Below are 16,002 nucleotides of genomic sequence, written 5' to 3'. Positions count from 1 at the left end.
ATGCGCCAACATCCGCTAGGAATTTATGAAAAAGCCCTGCCGCCTCATCTGAGCTGGCCGGAACGTCTGGCCCTGGCAAAAGCCTGCGGTTTCGACTTTGTCGAGATGTCGGTGGACGAAACCGATCTGCGGCTGTCGCGCCTGCAATGGAGCAAAGAGCAGCGCCTGTCGCTGGTGAACGCAATGATGGAAACCGGAGTGACTATCCCGTCGATGTGTCTCTCGGGCCACCGCCGCTTCCCGTTTGGCAGCCACGACCCGGCGATCCGCCAGCAGGCCTATAGCCTGATGGAGCAGGCGATCCAGCTGGCAAAGGACGTTGGCATCCGCACCATCCAGCTGGCGGGCTACGACGTTTACTACGAAGCGCATGACGAGGGCACGGTGGCACGCTTCGCGCAAGGGCTCGCCTGGGCGGTCGATCGCGCCGCAGCCGCGCAGGTGATGCTGGCTGTCGAGATTATGGATACCGAATTTATGAACGCCATCAGCAAGTGGAAACACTGGGATAAGCAGCAGGCCTCGCCGTGGTTCACCGTCTATCCCGACGTCGGCAATCTGACCGCCTGGGGCAATGACGTCGCCGCCGAGCTGGCGCTGGGCATTGACCGTATTGCCGCTATCCATCTGAAAGACACGCAGCCCGTCACCGCCAGTTCGCCGGGGCAGTTTCGCGACGTACCGTTTGGTGAAGGGTGCGTCGATTTTGTTGGGGTGTTCCGCACGCTGAAACAGCTGAACTATCGTGGCGCGTTTCTGATTGAGATGTGGACAGAAAAAGCCGAGGAGCCGGTGGCTGAGATTGTGCAGGCACGGCGCTGGATTGAACAGAAAATGCAGGAAGGAGGCTTACAATGAGCTTATCAACACTGAAACAGCAGGTTTTCGCGGCCAATCTGGCACTGCCACGCCACCGTCTGGTGACCTTCACCTGGGGCAACGTCAGCGCCATTGACCGTCATCGCGGGCTGGTAGCGATCAAGCCTTCCGGGGTGGAGTATGACGGCATGACGGTTGACGATATCGTGGTGGTAGAGCTGGAAAGCGGCCGCACCGTGGAGGGCAGCAAGAAGCCCTCTTCTGATACCGCGACCCACCTGGCGCTGTACCGTGCGTTTAGCGATATCGGCGGCATTGTTCATACCCATTCGCGCCACGCCACTATCTGGGCGCAGGCCGGGCTGGATCTCCCCGCCTGGGGCACCACCCACGCCGACTATTTCTACGGCACCATTCCCTGCACGCGTCTGATGACAGCGCAGGAGATCGCAGAGAATTATGAGCACAACACCGGTGAGGTGATAATTGATACCTTCCAGTCACGCGGCATCAGTCCGACGGCGATCCCGGCGGTGCTGGTCAACGCCCACGGCCCGTTTGCCTGGGGCAGCAGCGCGGAGAATGCGGTGCATAACGCGGTGGTACTGGAGGAGATTGCCTATATGGGGATTTTCTCGCGCCAGCTGACGCCGGGGATGCGCGATATGCAGCAGGTGCTGCTGGATAAGCATTATCTGCGTAAACATGGGACAGGGGCGTATTACGGGCAATAGCGTGCCCTTTGACGGGCGGACCGAAACAGAAGGTCCGCCCCTACAACGGCCGGGTTTTCCGAACCGGAAATGCCCACGAACCGTAGGGGTCGATCATCTTTTCCGATCGACCCGCAAGGCCAGCTCAACGTTATGGCGTCAACTTCTCCACATCAACATTGCCCTGCTGATTGACCACCGCTTCATCCTTGCGCACTTTCGCCACGTCGCTGGCTGACACCGCAGACTTCGCGGTATTGCCCCAGCTGGTGCGGATAAAGTTCACCACGTCTGCGACCTGCTGGTCGTTCAGACGCCAGCCGAAGGCTGGCATGGTGATAGTGGTAGGCGCATCCTTGACGCCCGGCAGCTGTGCGCCGCTCAGCACAATATGGATCAGCGAAGTCGGGTCTTCCGCCAGCACCACCGGATTACCGCGCAGCGCCGGGAAGAAGCGCTGGTAGCCGCTGCCGTCGGTTTTATGGCAGGCCGCGCAGCTGTCAACATAGACTGATGCGCCAGTTTTGCTGTCGTCGCCCTTCCACAGCGCTTTCGCCACTGCATCATCCGGCGTGAAGCCCACCTGGTTGGGATCTTTAGCCCCCAGCGATTTCAGGTAGCGTGCAATCGCGGTCGCATCTTCCGGCGTCAGATGCTGCAGGCTGTGCTGTACCACATCGGTCATACCGCCAAATACCGCGGTGCGATCGTTACGGCCCATGCGCAGGAACTGCACCAGGTCATCTTCACTCCAGCGGCCCAGCCCGTCGCGGCCATCACCGCGCAGATTGCTCGCGGTCCAGCCGTCGATGGGCGCGCTGCTGCCGGAGAGGTAATCACTGCCTTCCTCGTTGTTCAGCGCTTTTTCCTGCATGGTGATGCTGCGCGGCGTATGGCAGGCGCCGCAGTGGCCCAGGCCCTCAACCAGATACTGGCCACGCGCCAGCACCGGGTCCTGCCCTTTGATCGGCTGGAAGGCCTTCACGTCCGGCGCAAACACTCCGCGCCAGATCGCCAGCGGCCAGCGCATCGACAGCGGCCACGGAATGTCGCTCTCTTTGTTCGCCTGGTTCACCGGCTTAACGCCGTGCATAAAGTAGGCGTAAAGCGCCTGCATATCCTCGTCGCTGACCACCGTGTAGGACGGGTAAGGCATCGCCGGGTAGAGCGTGTCGCCGTTTTTCGCCACGCCGTGACGCACCGCTTTCTGGAAGTCGTCATAGCTGTAGCCGCCAATCCCGCTCTGCTTGTCCGGGGTGATATTGGTGGAGTAGATGGTGCCGATAGGCATTGCCATCGCCAGGCCACCGGCAAAAGCTTCGCCGCCCGCTTTGGTGTGGCAGGCCACGCAGTCCCCGGCGCGCGCCAGATACTCACCGCGCTGAATTTCAGCCGCCGCGCTATCATCGGCCAGCGCGTTAAACGCCAGCATGCCCGGCAGCAGGGCAATAAGAAGTAACTTTTTCATCTGCTTATCCTTATGCCTGCACCAGTGGACCCGGGTTTTTCAGGTACTGTTCACGAATCGCCTTCGCCGACCAGTAGGTCAGCGCCGCCACCATACCGGTCGGGTTGTAGCCCAGCCCCTGCGGGAAAGCGGAGGCGCCCGGCACAAAGACGTTCGGCACGTCCCAGCTCTGCAGATAACGGTTAATCGCGCTGGTTTTTGGATCTTCACCCATGATCGCGCCGCCGTTCATATGCGTGGTCTGATATACGGTGGTGTCGAAGTGCGCGCCCGGCATTTTTGGCGCACCGCTGATCAATTTCGGGTTCATCGCTTCGGCAATCTTGTGCATGCGACCGTGCATAAACTGCGACATTTTGATGTCGTTTTCCTGCCAGTCGAAGGTCATACGCAGCAGCGGCTGGCCGTGGATATCCTTGTAGTTGGGATCGAGGTCGAGGTAGTTATTGCGGTACGACTGATGCGCGCCGTGGGCATCCATCGACACGTGGTGAGTGTAGTGATCGGCCACCGCCGCTTTCCACTTGCTGCCCCAGTTCGGCGTGCCCGGAGGGGTCGGCAGGCCGGAGATCGGCTTGACCCCCGCCTGGTTCACCCACATCGGCGAACCGCCAACGAAGCCATACTGCGCGTGGTCGAAGTTGTCGCCGTTGAAGTCATCCACCCCAACGCCCGCGCCGCCTGCACCGATAAAGTTATTGGTAAACACGTCTTTATCGAAGAACGCTTTGATGGTGGAGATGTTCTGATAGGCGAAGTTGCGCCCGACGGTGCCTTCGTTCGTCACCGGATCGTACGGCTTGCCGATGCCGGACAGCAGCATCAGATGCACGTTGTGGAACTGGAACGCGGAGAGGATCACCAGGTCAGCAGGCTGTTCGTTTTCACGCCCCAGTGCATCAACATAGGTGACGCCGGTCGCGTGCTTCTTGTCGTCCGTCAGGTTAACGCGCAGGACGTAAGCGTTATTGCGCAGCTCGAACTTCGACTCCTGGCGCAGTGCAGGCAGGATGTTGACGTTCGGCGAGGCTTTGGAATACATGTAGCAGGCATAGCCGCTGCAGTAGCCGCAGAAGTTGCACGGCCCCATCTGCGCACCGTAGGTGTTGGTATACGGGCCGGAGGTATTGGCAGAAGGCAGGTCGTACGGATGGTAGCCAATGCTTTCCGCCGCCTGGGCAAACAGCTGCGCCGAGTAAGTGCGCTTCTGCGCGGGCAGCGGGAACGGGCTGGAGCGGTCCGGGGCAAATGGGTTGCCTTTGCCGCCCTGACCGACCACTTTACCCTTTACGCTCCAGGCTGAACCGGAAGTGCCGAACACCTTCTCGGCCTGGTCGAAATAGGGTTCCAGCTCGTCGTAAGTGACGCTGAAGTCCTGGATGGTCATCCCTTCCGGGATAAAGTTTTTGCCGTAGCGCTCTTCATAATGGCTGCGCATGCGCAGTTCCATCGGGTCGACGCGGAAATGCACGCCGGACCAGTGCAGGCCCGCGCCGCCGGTGCCGGTACCGGGCAGGAATGCCGCCAGCTGACGATACGGCTGCGCGGTCTGCGCGGAGTTATGACGGATGGTCACGGTGCTTTTTGACAGATCCTGGAACAGCTTTTTACGAATGTTATAGGTCAGTTCGTCAATCACCTGCGGATACGCACCGTCAGGATAGGTATCGCGATGCGGGCCGCGCTCCAGCGCCACTACGTTAAGACCGGCTTCGGTCAGCTCTTTGGCCATAATCGCCCCGGCCCAGCCGAAACCGACGATTACCGCATCTACTTTCTTCTGTACGTTTGCCATGGTTATGCTCTTTCCCCACGAATTGACACCGGCGGCAGCGGATACTGCTCGCCGCGCTCCACCCAGTCCATAAAATCAGCGCGCGCGCCGGGGAAGTTAATCAGCTGCCAGCCGACCAGCCCCTGGTTGCCGCCGTGGATCGGGTCGCTGAAGAACCCTTCGCGGGTGTTCTGCAGCAGGAAGGAGAAAAAGGTTTTGGCAGGCAGCTGTTTCAGCTCCACGCTGCCCGCTTCCAGCGCCTGTAACAGCGCATCCTGCTGCTCGCCGCTTAGCGCAGCAAACACCTTGCCATGCTGCTGTTTTGCCAGCGCATCGGCATCGGCCAGGCCCAGGCGATAGATATCACGCGGGGTCAATGGCAGCTGGTAGCCCAGCGCTTTATCGGCATCCGGGTGGAACGGCCCCTGCATGTACCAGTTGGCGCCGGTGGCATACGGGGTGTTCATCTGGCGGTCGATATACTCGGGCACGCCCGCTTCCAGCGCGCCAGGGCCGCGTTCATCGGCCGGGATCAGGCGCGCAACGGCGGCCTGCAGAAAGGCATACTCTTCGGGGGTGAACCACGTTGGCTGGTACTCGCGCGCCTGCTGTGGCCCGGTTTTAGCGGCCTCTTTCGCCACGGCGGGCGCAGCGGCGGCCAGTGAACCCAGCCCTGCGGAGCCAATCGCCATCGCCGGGGCGAGGGTGATAGTTTTCAGCAGAAAGTCTCTGCGCGTGCTTCCGGTTTTTTGCTCTGACATGACATTGCCTTCTCGAACCAGCACAGGGGGCTGATTAAAATGGGGGGTCGATTTTTTAATGATACAAAGTGTAGGGACAATAGTGAGTCGCCGCCTGCTTTTTTACCAGGTCGGTATCTACCGGCAGTTTGTTACCGGTAACAATCATGCAGATTGTAACAGTAACCGGGGAAAAGCGTGAGGGTATGGAAACAAAATGGCACAAAATCATTAACAACTGCGCAAGCTTCAGTCTGAACGCCTGGCGGAGGAAACAGGAAGAAATAGCAGCAAAACGGCCATTGCCATTTTTTATGCTTATTTTTCTGCTTACGAGGCGTAATTCAAAATTTAAATTTTACTGCTAACTATTAGCATGGAAAATTATTTTACCGTGCAATGATTATCAGGAACGTAACATGAGTGAAGCCTGCGCCCCAGGGATGCCCGAACCGCAACAAAAACCCTTTAATAACAATAAATTATCTGAACGCATCGATGCCCTTCCCGCTTCTGCCGGGCTGTGGCGCTTTATTGCCTTACTCTCACTTGGCGGTTTTTTCGAACTCTACGATCTGTTCCAGACGGGCTATATCAGTTCAGGTTTAATCGCAGGAGGCATATTTCATGTTGGCGATCTCGGCGTATTTGGCATATCTGACCAGGCCGCATTTGCTTCCGTGACCTTCCTCGGGCTGTTTTTCGGGGCCAGTCTGCTGGCCCCTTACGCCGATCGCTTTGGCCGCCGCCTGACGTTTATGTTTGCCCTGGCGTGGTACGGCTGTTTTTCACTGCTGATGGCGTTTCAGAATCAGGCGGAGTGGATCATCTTCTGCCGCTTTCTGGTCGGCGTCGGGCTGGGAATTGAGCTGGTGACCATCGATACTTATCTCACTGAATGTGTCCCGACGCGCCTGCGCAGCAAAGCCTTTGCCTTCGCCTTCTTTGTACAGTTTTTATCGGTTCCGGCGGTGGCGCTGATGTCCTGGTGGCTGGTGCCGCAGACCATTCTTGGCCTGACAGGCTGGCGCTGGGTGGTGATAGCCGGTGCGGTCTGCTCAATGATTATCTGGCTGGTACGCAAGAACCTGCCGGAGTCTCCGCGCTGGCTGGCGCAGCAGGGGCGCCATCAGGAAGCGCATCAGGTGGTCAGCGCGATGGAAATTCGCTGCGGCGCGGCGGACAGCGCCCCACATCCACAAGAGATTGAAACGGCAGAAATCAGCCAGCGTAAAGGCCGTTTTCGCGATATCTGGGCGCCGCAATACCGCCAGCGCACGCTGATGCTGGTGGTGATGAATATCTTCCAGGCGATTGGTTTCTTCGGCTTCGGCAACTGGCTGCCCGCGCTGCTGTCCGGCAAAGGCGCGAGCATCACCCACAGCCTGCTGTACGCATTCTTTATTACCCTTGCCTACCCGCTCGGCTCGCTGATTTGCAGCCGCTACGCCGATAAGATTGAGAACAAGTGGCAGATCGTTCTGTCGTCGCTGATGACGGTGGTGTTCGGCACGCTGTTCGCGCTGCAGAATAATCCGCTGATGCTGATCCTCTGCGGCTTCTGCATTACTTACTCCAATGCCTGGCTGACCTACAGCTATCACGCTTATCAGACCGAGGTGTTCCCGACCTATATTCGCGCCCGTGCGGTCGGCTTCTGCTACTCCTTCAGCCGCCTGTCGACGGTGTTTAGCAGTCTGATTATCGGCATGATTTTGCAGGCGGCGGGCACCCAGGGGGTGATCGCATTTATCGTGGTCAGCATGCTGATCGTGATGCTAACCATCGGCATTTTCGGGCCGAAAACGCGCGGAATTAACCTGGAGAATATCTAAATTTCACTGGCGTGGCACAGTGCCCGACTGGAGGGGGCGTGGCACAGTGCCCGACTGTAGGGGTCGGGCATGCCCGACCCGCAACAGTTAAAACTGCTGCAAACGGCTCTCCGACGGCTGCGGGCGGCCAAAATAGTAGCCCTGGAACAGGGTGCACCCTTCCGCTTTCAGCCGTTCGAACTGCTCGTTGCTCTCCACCCCTTCGGCGGTGATTTGAATATCCAGGCTGCGGCTCATGCCGGTAATCGCCCGGATAATCGCCAGCGCTTCCCGACTGTCATGCATATCATTGATAAACGACTTGTCTATCTTGATCTTATCGAACGGGAATGAGCGCAGGTAGCTGAGCGATGAATAGCCGGTGCCGAAATCATCCAGCGCAATATGCACGCCCAGCGCCTTAAGCTTTTGCAGAATATGGATATTGACCAGCGTGTTATCCAGCAGCACCGATTCGGTGATCTCCACCTCCAGACGATGCGGGGCCAGCCCGGAATCTTTCAGCGCCGCTTCCACCACCGACACCAGGGCGCTATTTTTAAACTGCAGCGGCGACAGATTGACCGCCACGCTCTGATCGCCAGGCCAGGTAGCGGCCTCGCGGCAGGCTTCATACAGCGCGTAAGCCCCCAGGCTGTGGATCAGGCCGGTCTCTTCGGCTATCGGAATAAAGTCCATCGGCATGATGGTGCCCTTTTGCGGGTGATGCCAGCGCATCAGCGCTTCATAGCCGATGATCTCCTGATGCAGATTGTTAGTGATCGGCTGATAGTAAAGCTTGAGCTGGCGGCTGGTGAGCGCCTCGCGCAGGTCGCTCTCGATGACCCGACGCTTCTGCGCCATATCGCCCATTGCAGCGGTGAAGTGTTCAAAGCGGTTGCGCCCGTTGCGCTTGGCTTCATACAGCGCCATATCCGCGCAGCGCAGCAGCTGGTCCGGGGTGGTCATGCCGCTGTCGGCGATGGCAATACCGATGCTCGGCCCGACGGAGAGGTTGTGCCCGTCCACGTTAAACGGCGGACGAATGGTTTCGATCAGGCGGCTGGCGACCACTTCCGCCTCCTGCTGATGCGACAGCCCCGGCAGCACGACAGAGAACTCATCGCCGCCGCTGCGCGCCAGCGTATCCTGGTCGCGCAGCACCGAGTGCAGACGCACCGCCACCGAACGCAGCAGCTCGTCGCCGACCTGATGGCCGAGCGCGTCGTTAACGTTTTTGAAGTTATCGAGATCCAGCCCCAGCGTGGCGGTCAGCCGGCGGGCATCGCGATCCTCGCGCAGCGCGGCGGTCAGGCGCTGGCTAAACAGCACGCGGTTCGGCAGGCTGGTGAGGTTATCGTGGTGCGCCATATGGTGGATGCGCGCATCCGCCGCACGCTGATCGGTGACGTCGTCGGCGATCAGCAGCACGTAGTTATGGCGTTCGTCGTTGCCGCGAATAATGGTGGCGGTGGTATTCAGAATACGCTCGCCGCCCGGCGTGTTCAGCAGACGTTCGTTGCGCTGCATCCCCTCCTTGCGCTGCGCCGCATCGGAGAGCTGCATAAAATATTCGCCCATTTCTGCCGTCATGCAGTCGGGCGCGCGCTTGCCAATAAACTGGCGCTGCGTGCCGCCAAGCAGCTGCTGCGCCTTGCTGTTGATCAGCAGGATCTCGCGCGAGACCACATCCTCAACAATCACGCTGGACGGAATATTGGCGACGATAATGTCGAGGAATTTTGACAGCGAGGCCATTTTTTCACTGTTCTGCTCGGCCAGATTTTTCCCACGCAGGATCTGCTGTTCGTACTCGCGCACCTCGGTGCAGTCGCGGGTGATCTTGGCGTAACCAATCAGCTTGCCGTCATCATCGCGTACCGCATCAATGACGACGTTTGCCCAAAACGCGCTGCCGTCTTTACGGTAGCGCCAGCCCTGCTCTTCAAAGCGCCCGGTTCGGTAAGCGGTGGCCAGATTCTTCTCCGGTACTTTGTCCAGCCGATCCTGAGTGCTGTAGAAACAGCTAAAGTTTTTCCCGACGATCTCATCAGGGCGGTATCCTTTGGCGCGTTGCGCGCCCGGATTCCAGTTAGCGACGTTACCTTCTGGCGTCAGCATATATATGGCGTAGTCAACCACGCTCTGTACCAGTAGACGGTACATGACATCAGAGTCTTCATTCATTATTATTTTCGCCTGGGCGCTGGCCGTCATTTTCCCCACAGTAGAAAATATGCGCAACGCTGCAATACGCCATTAACTGACGTAAAAATTACCGTCCCGCGCGCTCTTTCACCGCAGGTACCCTGTTTTATGTGTGTTAAAACCACACGGGTATAAACCGAAAACATCAGCCAATTCAAGCAATTTCCGCTTCAGCACTGCGGTTCATTGATCGTTATCGGCTTTGTTTAAAAAACATTCAGCGCTGAAAAAAAATAAACTTGCCGCTGCGCTTATATTTATGTGGGAAATTTGTCTGTTGGCTTTTATAAAATAAATGAAATTGAGTTAAAAAAGGTATAAATAACTTATTCAAACGTTCAGGCTTCACCACTGAAATTAATAGATACAACCGCAGTGAGATTACTCACAGTCAATCAGGGTATAACCATCAAACATTGACAGCGGAGTGCCTATGTTTAAATCCTTTTTCCCCAGGCCAGCGCTGTTCTTCAGCAGTGCGGCAATCTGGAGCCTGCTGGCGATACTGCTGTGGTTCGGCTATGCCGACAGCCTGTTCGCTCACCTGATGCATTTCTCCCCGGTTGCCGACGGGCCTTTACCGAATGACGTTTCACGCTTTATTGCCCCATCGATGCTCGCAATCTACAGCTACTACCTGCTGGTCACGCTGCTGTTTGCCGGTTTCTGGTTTATTGCCAGCCCGCACCCGTGGCAATACTGGTCAATACTTGGCAGCGCGCTGATTATCTTCATTACCTGGTTTTCGGTAGAACTGGGCGTGGCAATCAACAGCTGGTATGAGCCTTTTTTCGATCTCATTCAGCAGGCGATGGCGCATCCCAATACCGTTAAGGTGACCACCCTCTACGCGTTAACCAGGACGTTTCTCTACATCGCCCTGATTTACGTAACGATTAACACGATAAATCTGTTCTTTATCAGCCATTACGTGTTCCGCTGGCGCACGGCGATGAACAATTACTACATGCAGTACTGGCCGCGCCTGCGCCACATTGAGGGTGCCGCCCAGCGTGTGCAGGAGGACACGATGCGTTTTGCCTCCACGCTGGAGGATATGGGCGTCAGCTTTATTAACGCCATTATGACGCTGATTGCCTTCCTGCCGGTGCTGGTAACGCTGTCGGTGCATGTGAAAACCGTGCCAGTTCTGGGCAGCATCCCTTATGCATTGGTGATTGCCGCCGTGCTGTGGTCGCTGTTCGGCACCGGGCTGCTGGCCATCGTCGGCATCAAACTGCCGGGGCTGTCGTTCCGCAATCAGCGGGTGGAGGCGGCCTATCGTAAAGAGCTGGTCTACGGCGAGGATGATGCATCGCGGGCGCAGCCGCCGAAGGTGCGTGAACTGTTCCTTGGCGTGCGCAGGAACTATTTCCGCCTCTACTTCCACTATCTCTACTTCAATATCGTGCGTATTTTCTATCTGCAGGTGGACGCGGTATTTGGCATGTTGATGCTGTTCCCGTCGATTGTTACCGGTGCGATCACGCTTGGGCTGATGAGACAGATCACTAACGTGTTCGATCAGGTACGTGGATCATTCCAGTACCTGATTAACTCATGGACCACGCTGGTGGAGCTGATGTCGATCTACAAACGTCTGCGTGGCTTTGAGCGCACGCTGGATGACGCGCCGCAGGAAGAGCATATCACGGTGTAACCGAGCGTTATTTCTTGCGAGGGAACGCGAGGAATCTCTCTTCATCTCTGTTCATCGCCCAACCCATTACGCAGGATAAAGGAAATCACGGACCGTTGACAATGGTCAACACTCCTCTTATCCTGTGGACGTCATTGAGGGCGCGATGAAGGAACATCCCAATAAACATATCCGTGCCGCTATTGAGTATGCTCTCAACAGAGGCTGGATTTTTCATCCTGCCAGCGGGCATGCTTTTGGACGGCTGAAATGCAGCATCCCGGAGCATCAGCAACATCAGATGAGCGTCTGGTCAACGCCAGCGGTGCCTGAACATCATGCCAGCCAGATTAGGCGAAAAGTCGATAGTTGCCTTGCAACACACTAAGACAGGGAGAAAGCGATGCCACTTTACCACTTCACGCTGCTGCTGAGCGGCGTCACATCAGACACGCCAGAACTGGAAGAGCAGTTGTTTAAACGCGGGTGCGATGATGCTCTGGTCTGCTTTTACGGCAGGGCGGTTTATCTGGAATTTGACCGCTACAGCGACTCCTTCGAGCAGGCGATCCTCAGTGCCATCCACGCTATTGAAGCCGCACCGCTGGGCGCCATCGTCTCTGCTGTTGATGCCAGTCTGGTCGGGCTGAGTGATATCGCGGAACTGAGCCAGTTAACGCGCCAGTCGATAGCATTGTTGAAAGATGGCTCGCGTGGCGCGGGTGATTTCCCCGCGCCTGTGCAGCGCATCAGCGGTAACTCGCCGCTATGGCGCTGGGCCAGCGTGGCAGACTGGCTTCAGAAACATGGCAAAATTGCCGCGCCGCTGGCTGAAAATGCCCGTACGCTGGAAGAGATCAACCTCGCGTTACAGCTTCGCAACGTCAATCCCAGCCAGCTGGAGCATTTCAGCCGTGCGCTGGCGGCCTCTCCGCTCGATTAATTCCGAGCGGCCAGCGCAGCGAAGACGCTCTCCACCGCGAAAGCCCCCGGATCTTTAACGTCCTTCAGGCTCTCCTGATTGAGATAGGAGGAGCGCCCGGCGGCGGCGCTGAGCATCTGGCGAGTACTGTCTGCGCCCTGCTTCGCTGCGGCAGCGACAGCGGCCAGATTTTTGCCTGCCGCTAACGCGGCAAACGCCGGATCGAGTGCGTCGATCATCGTGCGGTCGCCCACGCCCGCTCCACCGTAATGCTGCATGCGTTCAAGGCCAAAGTTCAGCGCCCCGGCCAGCGATTTACCCTGCTTCAACTGCTGCCCGGCAGCGGTAAACATAATCGACATCAGCACGCCGCTGGAGCCCCCCATCACGTTCGCCAGCTTTTCGCCCACCACCGTAAGCAGCGCATCCATCTGGTCGAGCGGCAGCTCCCCGTTCTGGCTGGCTTCCAGCACGCTGCGCGCTCCGGCAGAGAAGGTGGATCCGGTATCGCCATCGCCTACTTTGGCATCCAGCTGGTTTAGTTCGCTCTCCAGTTCAATCAGCGTCTGGCACAGCGTGTGAAGCGTTGCGGCCACGGCCGCATTATTTGAAGGCGTAAAGCTCTGCTGCTGCGCGACGCGTTTCGCTTCCCGCTCTTTTGCCGGCTGGGGTTCAAACGCACGCACCCAGCCGCTGGTCTCTACCGGGGCTAACAGCGCGGCTTCCAGCTCATCATCAAGCTGCAGGGTGGAGAGTGAGAAGCCTTTCATATCCAGCGCGCTGACCAGCGTTGCCGGGCCAATCAGCAGCTTCACCTGTTTACCCAGAGCAGATTTCAGCGTTTCGCGCGTCAGGATAGCCATCTCCAGCGCGGAGAAACCGCCCAGATTATTCACCAGCAGCGCCAGCTTACCGCTGCCACTTTTGCTGGCTAAGCGCTGCGTCAGCTCCGCTACGATCTCCGCGCTGTTCTGCGTTTTCAGCGTCGAGGCGCCCGGCTCGCCGTGGATCCCCATGCCCAGCTCGCTGCATCCCGGCTCGACGCGATGATCGTCACGATCCTCCCCCGGCACGTGGCAGGTGGTAAAGGCCAGCCCGATAGAGGCAGTCGCATCAATTGCCCGCTGCGCCAGCGCGCTGACGGCATCCAACCCCTGCCCCTGTTCAGCGGCAAAGCCAGCGACCTTATGCACCAGCGCCGTTCCGGCAATCCCGCGCGGCTGCGGATTATCCGGCAGGGCGATATCATCACGCACCATCACCATCTCAACGCGATAGCCCAGCTGTTTGGCTTTTTCCGCCGCAAGGCCGAAGTTGAGACGGTCGCCGGTGTAGTTTTTGACGATCAGCAGGCAGCCCGCTTCGCCCGTGACGTTAATAATGGCGTGCAGCACCGCATCCACGCTGGGTGAAGCAAATACATCGCCGCAGACCGCCGCGGTTAGCATGCCTTTGCCAACAAAACCGATATGGGCCGGTTCATGGCCAGAGCCACCGCCGGAGATCAGGGCAACCCGCGACTTATCCCAGTCGCTGCGTACCACCACCCGCATCTGCGGCCCCAGCGCCAGCCGCGCCAGATTGTGGCTGGCCGCGCTTTGCAGCACCCCTTCAATCGCCTCATTGACCAGATCCTGCTTCTGATTCATAAAGAACTGACTCATTGTCTCTCCCTCTTGTGCATGAGTAATATCTGTTACCTGTACATCTAATAATTAATAGCCTGCTAACGTCCAGTTATAGCCTTTTATTCGTCGTTTGCACGCGTGATGAAAGCGAAAAATAACCTTCGCGCTACTGAACTCAGAAAAACCCCACAATCAATAACACCAACCAATTGAATGATATACATTTTTTCTTAGTGGTAATATTTAAACACATATTAGTGGCTGCATGGCGTACCAAATGAAATTGCAGTATCAATCACATTTTGCTATTAATCTTTCTGCACTGATGAGAAAAGACGCTTATAACCTTCAGTGTCAGATCCACTGACATAATAAAGCACGCCTATATCTCCATTAAAGCAGCAAGGATATAATGAGATATTTCTATCAGCCTTGCTGGCAGTGATCATTTATCCGCAGATAACAGACCTATCACGCCACCACCAGGGCGTTACAAGGGGCAAACTTCATCGTTTGCTCTTTTTTTTATGGGTTGCAGTCGACGTGGATCATCAAGGATGGGTGGGGAGTCAGCACAGCAGATGTTTAGCGGGTCGGGCATGCCCGACCCCTACGGAATTGCCGGAACATGCCCGGCCCCTACGCAATTAACGGAACACGCTGATCGCTTCGACCAGGCGAGTGGCCTGGCGGGTCATGCGGCCGGAGGCCTGCGCGCCCTCTTCCACCTTCGCGGCGTTCTGATGGGTGATGTTGTCGAGATCTTCCACTGCCAGGCTAATCTCACCGATGGCAGTGGCCTGCTCGGCGGTGGCGGAGCTGATCTGGGCAATCAGCGCGGTGACGTTTTGCACCTGCGAGACAATACTTTCAATGGTTTTACCGGCCTCGTTAACGTGCAGCGTACCGGACTTCACCTTCTCGGCGCTGGTTTCCACCAGCTGTTTGATCTCGCTGGCGGCCTTGGCGCTGCGCTGGGCGAGACTGCGCACTTCCCCGGCGACCACGGCAAAACCTTTACCCTGCTCACCGGCGCGCGCCGCTTCCACCGCCGCATTCAGCGCCAGGATATTGGTCTGGAAGGCGATGCCGTCGATCACGCTGGTAATATTGGCGATTTTCTTCGAGCTGTCGGTAATTTCCGCCATCATCGTCACCATATCCGCCATCGCTTCTCCACCCTGCACCGCCGCACTGCTGGTGCTGGCTGACAGGGTTTTCACTTCGGCGGCAGTTTCGGTGTTGCTCTTCACCGTCGCAGTCATCTCGTTCATGGTCGCCGCCGTCTGCTGCACGTTGGCCGCAGCCTGTTCCGTGCGGCGGCTCAGCTCGCTGTTGCTCTGGGCAATAGAATCGCTGGCGCTCAGCACGTTGATCGCCTGGCCGCTGACGTCATCCACCAGCCAGCGGAACATCAGCCCCAGCTGACCAATGGCGCGTAGCGTCGTGCCAACTTCATCTACGCGGTCCATCTGCTCCACTTTATGATCGGCCCCGGTCGCCACGCGCAGCGCCTGGCGGCAGACGCGCTCAATCGGCCGGGAGACCTGCATCTCCAGCCAGGCCGAAGCCAGCAGCAGCAGCAGCGCCATGCCGCCAGCAAACATCGCCAGCGCGGCCGGGCTCAGCCCCAGCCCCCAAACGCCAAGCGTTGACAGCGGCAGCAGGGCCAGCAGCGCCGAGCGAATACGCCAGCGCAGCGACAGGGTTTTGAAAATCGAGCGCCAGCGCATCATGCCGGTGCGGACAATCAGCCCTTTATGAAAACGCAGCCCTTTGGCTTTGCCCTCGCGGAAGTTCTGATACAGGCGTTCGGTGTCGCGCACCTCCTGGGGGGTTGGCCTGGTGCGCACCGACATATAGCCCTGTACCACGCCGTCGCGCACCACCGGAATGGCGTTGGCGCGCACCCAGTAGTGATCGCCGTTTTTGCGGCGGTTTTTTACCAGCGCGGTCCAGGGTTCGCCCTGCTTCAGGGTCGCCCACATATCGGCGAACGCTTCCGGCGGCATATCCGGGTGGCGCACCATATTGTGCGGCTGACCGTTAATCTCCTCCGGCGAGAAACCGCTGGCCTCAATAAACGCATCATTGGCATAGGTGATATGGCTGTGGGTGTCGGTGGTTGACATCAGGGTGGCGCGATCGTCAAACAGGTACTCTTGCTGTGTAACGGGCAAATTATTACGCATGGGTTAAATCCTTAAAGGGATCAACAAAGGTTGGCGAGGAGAATATTAATTACGTTTTTTTATATTTTCGGCGTGAGTTCGTGGA

General features: G+C 57.8%; 12 protein-coding genes. 6 read left to right on the top strand and 6 right to left on the bottom strand.

Features of this window, described 5'->3' with window-relative positions; genetic code table 11:
* Window positions 1–858: an L-ribulose-5-phosphate 3-epimerase gene (locus tag QLG07_RS03165; RefSeq protein WP_187498318.1), complete on the top strand. Its 858-nt coding sequence runs from the start codon at window positions 1–3 to the stop codon at window positions 856–858.
* The gene (gene araD, locus QLG07_RS03160; protein ID WP_282468453.1) at window positions 855–1,553 is read left to right on the top strand and encodes an L-ribulose-5-phosphate 4-epimerase; all 699 of its coding nucleotides are present in this window, start codon (window positions 855–857) and stop codon (window positions 1,551–1,553) included. Before QLG07_RS03165 ends, araD begins: the two co-directional genes overlap by 4 nt.
* A gap of 130 nt (window positions 1,554–1,683) precedes the next feature.
* Here the strand turns inward: araD and QLG07_RS03155 are convergent, their stop codons facing one another.
* From QLG07_RS03155 to QLG07_RS03145, 3 genes are read right to left on the bottom strand one after another with little or no spacing between them, the layout of a single operon-like run.
* Window positions 1,684–3,000 (bottom strand): cytochrome c, encoded by a 1,317-nt coding sequence (locus QLG07_RS03155; protein ID WP_282468452.1) that lies wholly within the window; start codon window positions 2,998–3,000, stop codon window positions 1,684–1,686.
* A 10-nt stretch (window positions 3,001–3,010) separates the two neighbouring features.
* Window positions 3,011–4,795, bottom strand: coding sequence for a GMC family oxidoreductase (locus QLG07_RS03150; RefSeq protein WP_282468451.1), 1,785 nt, complete (start codon window positions 4,793–4,795; stop codon window positions 3,011–3,013).
* Between the two features lie 2 nt (window positions 4,796–4,797).
* The gene (locus QLG07_RS03145; protein WP_048917522.1) at window positions 4,798–5,535 is read right to left on the bottom strand and encodes a gluconate 2-dehydrogenase subunit 3 family protein; all 738 of its coding nucleotides are present in this window, start codon (window positions 5,533–5,535) and stop codon (window positions 4,798–4,800) included.
* Window positions 5,536–5,957: 422 nt separating this feature from the next.
* On the opposite strand from QLG07_RS03145, the gene QLG07_RS03140 reads away from it, so the two are divergent.
* Window positions 5,958–7,349 carry an MFS transporter gene (locus tag QLG07_RS03140; protein WP_282468501.1) on the top strand — a complete coding sequence of 464 codons (1,392 nt, stop codon included), beginning with the start codon at window positions 5,958–5,960 and terminating at the stop codon, window positions 7,347–7,349.
* An 87-nt stretch (window positions 7,350–7,436) separates the two neighbouring features.
* Here QLG07_RS03140 and QLG07_RS03135 read toward each other — a convergent pair whose 3' ends face one another.
* Window positions 7,437–9,515, bottom strand: a complete 2,079-nt coding sequence (locus tag QLG07_RS03135; RefSeq protein ID WP_282468450.1) for an EAL domain-containing protein — start codon at window positions 9,513–9,515, stop codon at window positions 7,437–7,439.
* A gap of 454 nt (window positions 9,516–9,969) precedes the next feature.
* Here QLG07_RS03135 and sbmA point away from each other — a divergent pair, with 454 nt between their 5' ends.
* The 3 genes from sbmA to QLG07_RS03120 all read left to right on the top strand — a co-directional run bounded on the left by sbmA (window position 9,970) and on the right by QLG07_RS03120 (window position 12,118).
* The gene (gene sbmA / locus QLG07_RS03130; RefSeq protein WP_282468449.1) at window positions 9,970–11,196 is read left to right on the top strand and encodes a peptide antibiotic transporter SbmA; all 1,227 of its coding nucleotides are present in this window, start codon (window positions 9,970–9,972) and stop codon (window positions 11,194–11,196) included.
* A 145-nt stretch (window positions 11,197–11,341) separates the two neighbouring features.
* Complete coding sequence (locus QLG07_RS03125) at window positions 11,342–11,563, top strand: hypothetical protein (RefSeq protein ID WP_282468448.1); 222 nt, start codon at window positions 11,342–11,344, stop codon at window positions 11,561–11,563.
* 15 nt (window positions 11,564–11,578) lie between these two features.
* Complete coding sequence (locus QLG07_RS03120) at window positions 11,579–12,118, top strand: DNA-binding protein (RefSeq protein ID WP_282468447.1); 540 nt, start codon at window positions 11,579–11,581, stop codon at window positions 12,116–12,118.
* Here QLG07_RS03120 and QLG07_RS03115 read toward each other — a convergent pair.
* Together QLG07_RS03115 and QLG07_RS03110 are read right to left on the bottom strand one after the other, a co-directional pair.
* Complete coding sequence (locus QLG07_RS03115; RefSeq protein ID WP_282468446.1) at window positions 12,115–13,761, bottom strand: dihydroxyacetone kinase subunit DhaK; 1,647 nt, start codon at window positions 13,759–13,761, stop codon at window positions 12,115–12,117. The two genes, QLG07_RS03120 and QLG07_RS03115, sit on opposite strands and share 4 nt — an antisense overlap.
* Window positions 13,762–14,372: 611 nt before the next feature.
* Window positions 14,373–15,917 (bottom strand): PAS domain-containing methyl-accepting chemotaxis protein, encoded by a 1,545-nt coding sequence (locus tag QLG07_RS03110; protein WP_048917531.1) that lies wholly within the window; start codon window positions 15,915–15,917, stop codon window positions 14,373–14,375.
* Window positions 15,918–16,002 lie beyond the last annotated feature (85 nt).

The organism is Erwinia sp. V90_4, assembly GCF_029967685.1.
In the GTDB taxonomy this organism is placed as follows: Bacteria; Pseudomonadota; Gammaproteobacteria; order Enterobacterales; family Enterobacteriaceae; genus Erwinia; species Erwinia aphidicola.
Note: the sequence above shows the minus strand (reverse complement) of the source record. Positions and strands in the feature narration are given on the sequence as shown.